This window comes from Thioalkalivibrio sp. AKL7, assembly GCF_000381705.1.
GTDB lineage: Bacteria > Pseudomonadota > Gammaproteobacteria > Ectothiorhodospirales > Ectothiorhodospiraceae > Thioalkalivibrio > Thioalkalivibrio versutus.
Map to the genome: position 1 here is coordinate 131,948 of NZ_KB906949.1, position 12,064 is coordinate 144,011.

12 protein-coding genes are annotated in these 12,064 nt (G+C 64.5%); 7 read left to right on the forward strand and 5 right to left on the reverse strand.

Features of this window, described 5'->3' with window-relative positions:
• Window positions 1-11: 11 nt before the first annotated feature.
• The 4 genes from G315_RS0105605 to G315_RS0105620 all read right to left on the reverse strand — a co-directional run bounded on the left by G315_RS0105605 (window position 12) and on the right by G315_RS0105620 (window position 3,020).
• Complete coding sequence (locus G315_RS0105605) at window positions 12-1,418, reverse strand: heterodisulfide reductase-related iron-sulfur binding cluster (protein ID WP_018144008.1); 1,407 nt, start codon at window positions 1,416-1,418, stop codon at window positions 12-14.
• Window positions 1,419-1,461: 43 nt separating this feature from the next.
• On the reverse strand, window positions 1,462-2,136 hold the full coding sequence (locus tag G315_RS0105610) for a 4Fe-4S dicluster domain-containing protein (RefSeq protein WP_017941141.1): 675 nt from the start codon (window positions 2,134-2,136) through the stop codon (window positions 1,462-1,464).
• Window positions 2,137-2,323: 187 nt separating this feature from the next.
• Window positions 2,324-2,554, reverse strand: coding sequence for a sulfurtransferase TusA family protein (locus G315_RS0105615; protein WP_018144009.1), 231 nt, complete (start codon window positions 2,552-2,554; stop codon window positions 2,324-2,326).
• A gap of 136 nt (window positions 2,555-2,690) precedes the next feature.
• The gene (locus tag G315_RS0105620; protein WP_019612074.1) at window positions 2,691-3,020 is read right to left on the reverse strand and encodes a rhodanese-like domain-containing protein; all 330 of its coding nucleotides are present in this window, start codon (window positions 3,018-3,020) and stop codon (window positions 2,691-2,693) included.
• Window positions 3,021-3,218: 198 nt separating this feature from the next.
• Here G315_RS0105620 and G315_RS0105625 point away from each other — a divergent pair, with 198 nt between their 5' ends.
• The 3 genes from G315_RS0105625 (at window position 3,219) to soxB (ending at window position 6,989) form a co-directional block, all read left to right on the forward strand.
• Window positions 3,219-3,572 carry a hypothetical protein gene (locus tag G315_RS0105625; RefSeq protein WP_018144011.1) on the forward strand — a complete coding sequence of 118 codons (354 nt, stop codon included), beginning with the start codon at window positions 3,219-3,221 and terminating at the stop codon, window positions 3,570-3,572.
• Window positions 3,573-3,627: 55 nt separating this feature from the next.
• Window positions 3,628-5,070 (forward strand): M48 family metalloprotease, encoded by a 1,443-nt coding sequence (locus tag G315_RS0105630; RefSeq protein WP_019612075.1) that lies wholly within the window; start codon window positions 3,628-3,630, stop codon window positions 5,068-5,070.
• Window positions 5,071-5,180: 110 nt separating this feature from the next.
• Entirely contained in the window at window positions 5,181-6,989 is a 1,809-nt protein-coding gene (soxB, locus tag G315_RS0105635; RefSeq protein ID WP_019593684.1) for a thiosulfohydrolase SoxB, read from the forward strand.
• A gap of 126 nt (window positions 6,990-7,115) precedes the next feature.
• Here soxB and G315_RS0105640 read toward each other — a convergent pair whose 3' ends face one another.
• Window positions 7,116-7,568: an RT0821/Lpp0805 family surface protein gene (locus G315_RS0105640; RefSeq protein ID WP_018144014.1), complete on the reverse strand. Its 453-nt coding sequence runs from the start codon at window positions 7,566-7,568 to the stop codon at window positions 7,116-7,118.
• Between the two features lie 575 nt (window positions 7,569-8,143).
• On the opposite strand from G315_RS0105640, the gene G315_RS0105645 reads away from it, so the two are divergent.
• From G315_RS0105645 to G315_RS0105660, 4 genes are all read left to right on the forward strand, one after another.
• The gene (locus G315_RS0105645; RefSeq protein WP_019612076.1) at window positions 8,144-8,476 is read left to right on the forward strand and encodes a hypothetical protein; all 333 of its coding nucleotides are present in this window, start codon (window positions 8,144-8,146) and stop codon (window positions 8,474-8,476) included.
• 147 nt (window positions 8,477-8,623) lie between these two features.
• On the forward strand, window positions 8,624-9,163 hold the full coding sequence (locus G315_RS0105650; protein WP_026181998.1) for a YjbF family lipoprotein: 540 nt from the start codon (window positions 8,624-8,626) through the stop codon (window positions 9,161-9,163).
• A gap of 17 nt (window positions 9,164-9,180) precedes the next feature.
• The gene (locus tag G315_RS0105655; protein ID WP_019612077.1) at window positions 9,181-9,945 is read left to right on the forward strand and encodes a capsule biosynthesis GfcC family protein; all 765 of its coding nucleotides are present in this window, start codon (window positions 9,181-9,183) and stop codon (window positions 9,943-9,945) included.
• 17 nt (window positions 9,946-9,962) lie between these two features.
• Window positions 9,963-12,053: a YjbH domain-containing protein gene (locus G315_RS0105660; RefSeq protein WP_026338826.1), complete on the forward strand. Its 2,091-nt coding sequence runs from the start codon at window positions 9,963-9,965 to the stop codon at window positions 12,051-12,053.
• The last annotated feature ends 11 nt before the right edge of the window (window positions 12,054-12,064 follow it).

The following is a 12,064-nucleotide window of genomic DNA, read 5'->3' on the forward strand; positions in this document are numbered from 1 at the left end:
ATCTTGCTGCATCAGACCTTGCCCCCGTAAGCGAGTTCAGGATTGTAGAGGTATTCGATATTGCCGGCTTCGACTTCCTTCAGGTATTCCTGGAAGGTCTTCTTGGCCTCGGACCAGGACATGCCCATCTTCTCGACCAGGTCCTCGCAGGGCGACGCGTGCCACTGCAGCTGGACGATCTTGAACGGGTCCGCACCGCAGGCCAGGGCCGCGAACTGGACTTCCGCCATGATCGGGATCTGGAAGTTCTGGTTGTGTGCCTTGCCGATCCACTGGTTCTTGTCCATGGTCGTGACACAGCCGGTATCGTTGGCCAGCATCACGTCGGCGTTGGCTTCCTCGCGGGCCACGCGGATCTTGCGATCCATCGTGAACGAGCGAGTGAATTCGCGCTCGGAGATGATGTGGCGGAAGCCGAAGCCGCAGCAGTCGTACCACGTGGAATAGTCGATCACCTGCGCACCCAGAGCCTGGGCGGTGGAGGTGATGATCGCGGTACGGTTGCCGCCCAGCACGGTCGGATCGTACACCGCGTCCTCGTGGACCATCTTGTAGTAATGGCAGGCCACGTGAGCGGTGGTGCGGATGTTGGAGACGTCGATGGTCTGCAGCTCGGAAGCGATACGGTTACGCATCACGTGCACCCACTCGGAGTAGTGGATGATCTCTTCCGGGATGACCAGCTTGCCGTCGACCAGGCGACCCAGCTTGCCGAGGATCTTGGTGACCTTCTCGCGCAGCTCGGCGGACTCGATCAGGTACTTGCGGATCTCCTTGTAGTTGCCGAAGGAGGTGCCGCAATGCACCAGCGGGAAGAAATGACCCAGCTCGTGGCCGTGCTGCTTGCCGGAGACGTAGGCCTGGTGGAAGTTGCGCAGGAACACGGCAGCGAGCGATTCGACGTTCCCGATACCGGAGCCGTGGTAGTTCCACGCGGTGCAGGAGGTCTGGTCGGTTTCGTCGAGGTAGTCCTTGCCCGGCTCGAAGTCGAACTTGTTCATGAACCACAACAGCGAGGTCGGGTAGCCAGGGATGTTCCCGCACTGGCCACAGGACTTGTGGTGCCAAAGCTGCTTGGTCGGGATCTTCTTGTCCCAGCCGAACAGGGTCTTCACCGACATCGGCTCGTGTTCATCGTTGATGCGATGAATAATGATCTGGCCGTCCTTCTCGAGCTCGTACATATGCTCGCGGACGTCGTCCATGCGGTCGCCAAGGTCGACGGTGCGGCGGTCGACGTGCTTGCGCACCCAGTCGGTGGCCTTGACTGCGTCTTCCTTCGACAGGTCGGTCGACTGGAAGAACGAACCGTGACCGGCGATGCCCTGCCCGTCGGTGTTGTGGGAACCGGGCTTCATGGTGCCGGCGCCAGCGCCTTCACCATTCTGGTTGTGATTGCCTGGGGTCTGTTCACTCATAACGCTTCTCCTGATGTCTTGGATGCGGGAATCGGTGGACGACTTACTCGTCGTCTTCCTCTTCCTGCTCCTCGAGCCAGTCTTCGTAGTCCTCGCGCTTCTCGTCGATGAAGTCTTCGATCACGTCGAAGAGGTTCTCGTCCATCAGCTCGAGGGACTTCAGGACTCCGGTCATTTCCCAGATGGTGTACATCTCCACCGAGGTCTTCAGGGACACTTCCCAGGCGGTCTCGACCGTCTGCAGCGTCTTCACCGGAATCGCCTTGCGCAGGATGCGCAGATCACCTTCCACCTTCTGGATGTTGGGGCCCCAGTCAGGGAAGTGATCGGGCTGGATCATATCGGGAGACAGCTGGTTCCCCGTGGTGATCAGCTTGAGCATGACGCGGCCGAACGGACGAAGCACGTCCTTGGCGGACTGCATCTCGTGCTTGATGGCCACTTCGCGCATGATCGCGACCAGGCCACCAGGGGAGTTCTTGAACGGGCAGCGCGCCGCACAGGTCATGCACTGGGCGCAGGCCCAGATCTTTTCCTGCATCGCGTCGTAGATCTGCTCGACGTTCTCGGTCCAGAGCAGCTGCACGATCTCGCGCGGCGAGTAATCGTAGAACTGGGCGGACGGACACGTGGCCGTGCAGATGCCGCAGTTCAGGCAGCCGTTAAGCTCGTGGTCGTAGCGAAAATCTCCACGAATATCGTCGAAGATTTGCTGCATCTCAGCGTATGTCGCCATATCTCACACCTCTTCGCTTTAGGCGATGCAGGTTTCTTGTGAACCTTGCGCAGCCAGCCTAGACCTCGTCCAGGCACCAATCCAGTTACCGCATGGCAACCATCGTTATTCAGGATTCGGGGCGGCAACCCTTGCGAATTGCCGCCCCGAATCAAGCACTTGAAGCGCCTTAGCCCTTCTTGATCAGGAAGTAGAACTTGCCGCCTTCTTCCTTGTGCTCCATCAGCTCGTTGCCGGTCTGCTTGGAAAACGCCTGGAAGTCCTTCACGGCGCCCGGGTCGGTCGCGATGATGTGCAGAACCTGGCCGGCGTCCATCGCGGCCAGCGCCTTCTTGGCGCGCAGGATCGGCAGCGGGCAGTTCAGGCCGGAAGCATCGAGTTCTTGGTCAAAGTTGGCCATCGTTTCTCTCCTTTGAGTGCGTTTTATCAGTCGTGTACTGCGGTCCGGTTGGGCCCCGTGCACTGCAGCCATTACCGAACGGTAATCCACCGAATTCCCCCTTATAGGCGAATCGGCATCGGAATACAACCGAATTCTAATCCGGGCTTACCACCGGTTTTCCGGTCTGGGCCCACCCGACAATGCCGCCGCGCAGGCTGCTTGCACAGTCCACCCCCTGTTGGGCGAGAAAGGCGCAGGCCTGGGCGGAACGCGCCCCACTCTGACAGTAAATGACCACCGGCGCATCGCTACCGGCGAACTCGTCCTTGCGCAGCGGCAAGGTGGCCAGCGGGACAAGCTCGGCCCCCGGGATAACGCCGCGACCGGTCTCGCCCGGCGAGCGCACATCCAGCAAACGAAAGCTCTTGCCCTCGCTGCGCCACTGTTCCAGTTCGTCCGGGGTGATCTCGGTAAATCCGTACACGCTGCGCTCCGGGTCGTTCACTTGCGGGGGATGCCGTACTCGTCGCGTGAGCTCTGACCGGCGGCCGCTCTACGCAAGGAGTGGGCGCGGAGCATAGCGAAACCGATCGGAAATGCAAACAAGACCAAGCGAGGAGAGGTGGATGGTCGCCCGGGACGAAAAGTTCTGCTATCGTCGCCCACGCTTAAGAAAACGCTGATGCAGACTCATCAGCTTCATTGCTTCGCGGAGGATATCCCGGTGGACAAGAGCGAATTCCAGGTGGACGGCCACTATGCCGTTACGCTGAAAGACGAAAACGGCAAGCTGCGCCCTGCCAACATCTACGTGCACGACATGCAGGACAACTACATGATCGCGCGGCGTACCTCCGGCGGCGACGTGGGCCTGCTGTTCAAGATGGACTACGACGACGTGATCAAGCTCGTCCGCACCCACAAGGTGCTGGACCGCAAGAAGTTCATGGTGCCTGCGGCGATGCTCAAGCCGAAGCTGTGGGAAACCCGCGACAGCATGCGCACCTATTCGTCGGCCCCGGGGCTTGGCAAGTAACGACCGCCCCCGGCATGCCCACACCAGAGGGCCGGCGCCCGCCGGCCCTCGCGGCATGCCCTCTATTGTCCATTTCCTGCTCGCCGCCCTTCTGGTGGTGGCGAGCCTGGCGGTACCACCCGCCCACTCCAGCGGCGTTTCCCTGCCCGACCTGGGCGAGGCCTCCGGCGGCGTACTGACCCCGGCGGAAGAACGCGAGCTCGGCCGCTCCCTGCTACGCGAGGTCCGCCGCAGCGCCCCCCTGGTGACCGATCCCGAGATCGTCTTTTATGTCGACTCCCTGGGACGCCAGTTGCTGGCCAACGCACCCAGCGCCGATGGGCCGTTCTACTTCCTGACCATCGACAATAGCCAGGTGAACGCCTTCGCGATGCCCGGGGGCATTATCGGCATCCATGCGGGTCTGATGCTGGAGGTCCGCGACGAGGCCGAACTGGCCGCCGTGGTCGCACACGAAATCGCCCACGTCACCCAACGGCACCTCGCGCGCATGTTCGCGCGCGGGCGCGACATCAATTTCACCACCGGCCTCGCCATCCTGGCGGGCATCCTTGCCTCGGCGGTGGATCCGACCCTGGGCTCGGCCATCATTACCGGGGGTGTGGCCGGCGGCATCCAGCAACAGATCAATTTCACCCGCGCAAACGAGGCCGAGGCGGATCGTGCCGGGATGCAGATCCTGCAAGGCACCGGCTTCGACCCCAATGCGATGGCCGATTTCTTCGAGCGCCTGCAAGAACTCTCGCGCGGGGTCGGCGACCAGGTGCCGGAGTACCTGCGTACGCACCCGGTCACCCTCGACCGGATCACCGACGCCCGCAACCGCGCCAACCAGATGGCTGCCAGCGACACCCGCAACCGCGGCCCCGAATTCCAGTGGATGCAGGCGCGCATGCAGGCGCTGCAGGATCCACGGCGAACCCTGGAACGCTTCCGCGCAACGGACACCCCTTCGCCCCAGCAGCGCTACGGGGCGGCGGTCGCCTATCTCCAACGCGGCGAACCCGGCCGCGCCCGCGAACAGCTCGAACGCCTCGATGCGGCGGACGCCCCCGGACTGACCCTCGAACTCGCGTTCGCAGCACTGCTGCGCGAGGAAGGCGACCACAGCGCGGCGCTGGAGCGGCTGGAGGATCTGGACGCGGTGTATCCCGGCCACCCGGTGATCCGCGAACGCCTGGCCCGGGTCCACCGGGACCTCGGGCAGCCCGACCGCGCCATTCGCATCCTGTCCGACATGATCCGCCGCGAGGCGGCCCCCAATCCGGAGCTCCTGCGCCTGCAGGCGGACATCGCGGACGCGGCCGGGTATATTGCAATCAGCCGCGAGGCCATGGCCGAATACTTCTTCCATCGCGCCCAGTACGAGGAGGCCGTGCGCCAGTTCGAGGCGGGGATGGACGCCTCGGATGCCAGCGAGCGCGACCGTCAACGCATCGAGGACAAGCGCGACACGGCCCGACAGACCGCACGCGAGGCGCGCGAGGACCGGCGATAGAAACCGCGTACGCAGGGAATGTTCCCGCAGGACCATTCGTCTACCGACAGTCATAGAACTGCCCGAAAACCCACCACCAATTCACCCGGACAAGAGAGGTAGAACTCCTCATGCACATCTCACGCCGAGAATTCATGCAGTTACTGGCCGCCGCCAGCGCCGCCGGTTTCCCCCTGGGCACCGCCGCCTGCAGCAACAACAAGGGCGGTACTGCGGGTGATCCCTACGACACCCTGGATCGCTTCGGCAATGTGCACCTGTTGCACTACACCGACTGCCACGCCCAGCTGAAGCCGGTGTACTTCCGCGAGCCGAACGTCAACCTCGGCGTGGCGGACATGCGTAACCGTCCGCCGCACATCGTGAGCGAGCACTTCCTCAAGCATTACGACATCGAACGCGACAGCATCTACGCCCACGCCTATACCAACCTGAACTTCATGGAGGCGGCCGAACAGTACGGTCGCGTAGGCGGCTTTGCGCATCTGAAGACGCTGATCAACAAGCTGCGTGACTCGCGACCCAACGCCCTCCTGCTGGACGGCGGCGACACCTGGGGCGGCGGCTCCGGCTCCGCGCTGTGGACCAACGCGCAGGACATGGTCGATGCACAGAAACTGCTGGGCATCGACGTCATGACCGGTCACTGGGAATTCACCTACGGCGCCGACCGTGTGGAAGAGGTCGTGAACGGCGACTTCGCCGATGCCGGCATCGACTTCGTCGCCCAGAACGTGCGCGACGTGGACTGGGGTGACCGCATCTTCAAGCCCTACGTGATCCGCGAGATGAACGGCGTGAACGTGGCGGTGGTGGGCCAGGCCTTCCCCTACACCCCGATCGCCAACCCGCGCTGGATGGTCGAACAGTGGTCCTTCGGCATCCGTCCGGACGACATGCAGGAGACCGTCAACGACGCGCGTGCCGAAGGCGCCGAGATCGTCGTTGCCCTGTCGCACAACGGCATGGACGTGGACATCAAGATGGCCGGCATGGTCGAGGGCCTGGACGCCATCATGGGCGGCCATACCCATGACGCCGTGCCGCAGCCCCTGCCAGTCGAGCGCCCCGACGGCGGGACCTGCCTGGTCACCAATGCCGGCTCCAACGCCAAGTTCGTCGGCGTGCTGGACTTCGACTTCCGCGACGGCGCAATCAAGGACTGGGAATACCGCCTCGTGCCGGTGTTCGCCGAGATGCTGCCGGAAGACCCGGCAATGGCGACCTACATCCACAACATGCGCAACAGCGAGGTCACCTGGAAGGGCGAGACCTTCAACATGGAGGAGAAGCTGTCCGAGGAACTGGCGGTCACCGAGGACCTGCTGTTCCGCCGCGGCAACTTCAACGGCACCTTCGACCAGCTGATCTGCGATGGCCTGATTGAATACAACGATGCGCAGATCTCGTTCTCCCCGGGCTTCCGCTGGGGCACCACCGTGCTGCCGGGCATGCCGATCACCTTCGAGCACGTGATGGACCAGACCGGTCTCACCTACCCGGAGATGACCCGCAACGCCTTTACCGGTGCCCAGATCAAGGAGATCCTGGAAGACGTGGCCGACAACCTGTACAACGCCGATCCGTTCTACCAGCAGGGCGGCGACATGGTCCGTGTCGGCGGCCTGAAGTACGCCATCGACCCGAGCGCCAGTGCCGGCAACCGGATCTCCGAAATGGAACTGGACGGCAGGAAGCTGGACGCCGACAAGGAATACGTCGTCGCCGGCTGGGCCAGCGTGCAACAGAGCGTGCCCGGCGGTGTCGGGGTCGACATCTGGGACGGCGTCGCCGATTACCTGCGCAGCCAGGACGGTAATGTGCGCATCAGCGACCTCAACGAACCGAAGGTCAAGGGCATCGGCGAGGACAACCTCGGCTACGTCCCGACCACCGAGGACATGTACCGCAGGTCCTGATCGGTTCGCACCCCCTTCCGGGGGCAACCCCGGAACGAGAAAGCCCCGCTCATGCGGGGCTTTTTTGTGGCCGTCTTCCGGGTGACCCGCCTCCGGACAAGTCGCCCGGGGCCCCAGGGGTTCCCTCTAAACATCCACCCAGCGCCCGCTGGCATCACGGCAGGCCGTGCCGTTAATCGTTTCGGGGTAGCCGTCCATGGTGGCCTGCACCTGGTACTCGCGGCAGTCCTGCCCCGAGGAGCGGTAGGTCCGGGTCGGTGTGGCGTGGTACTGATGCCCGGTATTCGGGTTGCGCCAGGTCGAGCTCTGGCGATCCGGGACCGTCTCCAGCGTACGCGACACGCGCATCCGGTCTACGTCATCCATGCTCCGCCCCACCGAACCGCCAACCGCCGCACCCGCCAGGGTCCCGGCAATAATCGCCGCAGTACGCCCGCGCCCGCCCCCGATCTGACTGCCGATAACACCGCCTGCCGCGCCCCCGATCAGGGCCCCCGTCTGCTGCTTGCTCACCGTCTGACACCCCGACAACAGCAAAATCAGGCCCGCTGCCACCAGGAACAGCACTAGTTTTGTCATCTCTGCCTCCATTGCGCGGCCCGGGGGGCTGCGCGATTCGGTCTCGCCATTAAGGAAACACTGATTAATGTGCACACTCGCGCTCGAGTCGCTTTTGCGTGCGAACAAGGCGCGGTGACTGCCGTGCAGTCATTCTGCACAAGGGAGCCGCAACGCCGTGCGCACGCCCGTTTTTGATCAACAACGGGCGGCCGAGCCCCTGCTTTTCATGGTTTGTGGGGTTGGCACCCCAGGTTCCCCGATCCTGCGTTGCACCCCTTGCCGGTAGAACCACTACCGGCTGCGGACCGCGCCTTGTCTCGGAAAACCTGGCGTGCCAACGCGAGTGTGCGCATTAATCAGTGTTTCCTTAAGCCTAGACCGGCCAAGCTGAACGCTTCGTGAAAGGGTCCGCGGGACAAGAACCACCCACGAATGTGACCTCCAGGAGGCAAAATTTCCAACTGGTTCAAGACACGTGCGCGAAACCTCCCATTCACCTCTCAGAATCAACCCCGTCTGCTGTTCCCGGCGGACATCCATTCCTACACTGTCCCTCGGTAAACGACACCCCCGGTGAAGTGAGGAACGTGACCATGATCAAGAAGATATTCGCCACTGCAATTGTTGCCAGCGTTTTCGCATCCAGCCCCCTGATGGCCCAGTCGGCCGGGGGCGCGGGAGGCCCCTCCGCTGGGACCAGTGCGGGCGCCAGCGCCAGTGCCCCGCAGGGCACCCCCAACTCTCCGGTCGCCGGCGGCTCCCCGTCGGGCGGCATCTCCGCTGCGGCCCGCTCCGAACCCGGCGCGGTCTCGCGCATCGCCACCCGTTCCGGCCGCCTGGTCGGCCTGATCGCGTCCACCGGGACCACCCCGGGCACGGGCACCACTCCGGGTAGCGGTACCACCCCGGCCACGGGCACCCGGTAACGCACGCCCATGCGGACCAATCCGCTCTTCCTTCGCGAAGGCCGCCTCCGGGCGGCTTTCGCATGTCTGGGCCTGGGAATTTTCGTGAGCCTGATCACGGCCTGCGGTAGTGGCGGTCCCACACCGCTGGGGGCATCCCTGCAAAGCATGGTATCCGGTGGCCCGGATGCGTCTTCCCGCGCGGAGGAAATCCCCTACGCCTCGCTCGCGGTCCACACCGAACATCACCGGGGACTGCTGATCCTCGGGGCGATGTCCAATGGACACACGTACTGGCCGAGTGCCGAGGGCTTGTCGCTCCAACTGCACGACGGGGGCCTGTTTGCCACCGCCGGCCTCGGCGCCGACCTGCTTGGCACCCACCACCCCGACCTGGAAACGCCCCCATGGCGCGGCGAGGCCTCCGCAGGCTACCGGATCGAACGCCATGTCCGGGATGACTCGGGAACCGTGGTGCGCCACGTCGGCCAGGGCACCCTCGAGTGTGCCGCACCCTCGGCGCGGGACCTTCCCCTGGCGACCCTGGAGCTCGAGCGTTGCCGCGAGCGAATCGACTGGCAAGGGGACGGCACTACCCGTGCCGAACTCTGGCGCGACCCCGAAACCCGCGATCTATGGGCATACGACGGCCAGGCCTGGCCGGGCGGCCCCATGATCGCCTGGCAGGTGGCTCGCCCCTGGTGGTAGCCCCGGCAGGAGGCCTGATGCAACACCCTATCCGTTTCCCTTGGCTGGCCCTGTGTCTGCTGGCCGCGGCTCCGTCCGCGGGCCTGGCCGACCGTTCGCCCGCCGAGACCCCGCTCACCGATCACTGGGTGGCCTGGCAAGGCGAGCTGTCCGCGCCAATCGACTGGGCCTACAGCTTTGGCCTGCGCAGCCGCGATATGCGCCCGGTCGACCACGAACGCAGGCGGCTCCTGGCCGAGATTGAACTGATCGCACAAACCATGGACATCGCCGGGCGCCCACACGTCGCGCAAGCGCTGGACAACTGGAGCCGTACGGTCGAGTCGATGGAGCCCACCCCCCATGCGCGCAGCGCGGAACGTCTCGATCTGCCCTGGCTCCTGGCCAACCTGCGGCATACCCCGACGGCGACGGACCTGGAACATATCGGTTACTGCGACCCGCCCGACTGGGTGGAGCTGTGGTCCATGGACGGCGTTCAGCGCCACGAATGGGACCCGGGCATGACCTTGCAGGACCTCCTGTCACGTCCGCCACGCGCCGCGGTGCGCGGCTCCGATACGGCCGCCGTAGTGACACCGCTTGGCGAAGTCCATGTGTTCGGGGTCGCGGCCTGGAACAGGGAAGACAATACGATCGCCCCCGGCACCCGGGTGATGGCCCATCTCAACATCCGCGACCTTGGAGGCACCCTGGAGGGGGACCTGCTCAACCATCGTCTGCCGCGCTTTCTCGCCACTCGCCTGCCGGGTGACAACTGCACATTACGGACCCTCCCATGAACATTACCGCTTCGCGCCTGCGCCGCCGCAGCCTGGTGGCCGCCGTACTCGTCGGCCTGGGCATTCCCTCGGCCCAGGCCGAGGACTTCGGACTCGGCCTGGGCCAGCGGGACACCGGTGGCATCGGCCTGATGCAAACCCCGACAGCCCGCACCGGCGATGCCGGCCATTTCGCGGGAGGCTGGAATCGCACCTTCCCTTATCGCCGCTGGAGTGTCTTCGTCCAGCCCATGGACTGGATGGAACTGGGCTTCCGCTACGTCCAGGTGGAAAACCGGGCCTACCTCGCGGCCGGTGATGATGACCGCTACAACATCGACAAGGGCGTCGACATGAAGCTGCGCCTGAAGCAGGAGACCCGGTACATCCCGGAGGTGGCCGTGGGCTTTCAGGATCTCGGCGGCACGACCCTGTTCGGCGGCGAATATCTGGTCGCGAGCAAACGCTGGAACAACCTCGACTTCTCCCTCGGGCTCGGCTGGGGCTACCTCGGTAACCACGGAGACATCGAATCGCCGCTGGGCTGGATCCACGACAGCTTCGACCGCCGCCCGCGGTCCGCCGGCGGCGGCCAGGGGGGCGAAGTCGCCACGCACCAGATGTTCCGCGGTCCCGCCGCGCTGTTCGGCGGGGTGGAATACCAGACCCCCTGGGATCGCCTGCTGCTGCAGGTCGAGTACGAGGGCAACACCTATCAACAAGAGCCCCAGAGCAATGCCCAGGAACAGGACTCGCGCTTCAATTTTGGCGCCCGCCTGCGCCTGACCAGCAACGTGGAACTGCATGCCGGCTGGCAGCGCGGGAACACCGCGATGGTCGGCCTGCACTTCACGACCAATCTGGCTCGACTCTCGCAGCCCAAGGCCGATGATCCACCCCCGGTCGAACCCGCGCATCTCGACCGCCGCGACTGGGACGCGGTCGCCGCGGACCTCAATGCCAACGCCGGGATTCATGTGACCGAGATTCGCCAGGTCGGCGACACCATTCAGGTGACCGGCCAGCCCAGCCGCTTCCGCGACCTGAAGCAGTCCGAAGGGCGCGCCAACCGCCTGCTGGAGGCCCAGGCCGAAGCTGGCATTCATACCTTCCAGTATCGCTGGCAGACCCTCGGTCTCGATCTGCGCGAGAGCCTGCACGATCGCGAGGCTTTCGGCCGTGCCCTGGCTTCGGCCGATCACGAAACCGACTACCGCCACAGTGTGCGGGTACGCGATGCCAAGCCCACCGACAACGATCGCGGCGAGGTGCTCTACGCAGCCGAACCGCGCCGGTTCGAATGGGGCATGGGGCCCTCGCTGGAGCAGAACTTTGGCGGACCGGATGGCTATCTCTATCGCCTCTCGGCCTACTTGGACGCCAGCTATTTCCTGAGCCAGGGCACCTGGATCTCGTCGATGCTCTCCACCACCTTGCTGGACAACCTGGAGAACTATGACTACATCGCCGACTCCGAACTGCCCCGCGTGCGCACGCACATCGGGGACTACCTGGCCGAGACCGGCGTGGGGGTCTCCAACCTGCAAGCCACGCATACCCAGCGTCTCGGCCAGGACTGGTACGCAATGGCCTACGGCGGCCTGCTGGAGACCATGTACGCCGGCATCGGGGGCGAGATCCTGTACCGGCCGTTCAACAGCCGCTGGGCCCTGGGGGTCGATGCCAACTGGGTCCGCCAGCGCGAGTTCGACCAGCAGTTCGGCCTGCGCGACTATGAACAGGTGACCGGGCACGTCACTTCCTATCTCGATACCGGTATCCAGGACATCCATGCCCGAGTCAGCGTAGGCCGCTATCTCGCAGGGGATCTCGGGACCACACTCGACTTCTCGCGCCAGTTCGACAATGGCGTGGTGGTTGGTGCCTGGTCGACCTTCACCGACGCCGGCGACGACTTCGGCGAAGGCAGCTTCGACAAGGGTCTGTACCTGTCGATCCCCTACGATTCATTCTTCTCCACCTCCAGCCGCAACCGGGCCAACATCGCCTGGCAGCCGCTGACCCGCGACGGTGGGGCGCGCCTGAACCGGCGCCATCAGCTCTTCGACATCACCGAGGAGCGCCAACTCGGTCGCTACTGGGACGAGCCCGGCGCCACCTGGCGATAACTCTTAGGTAT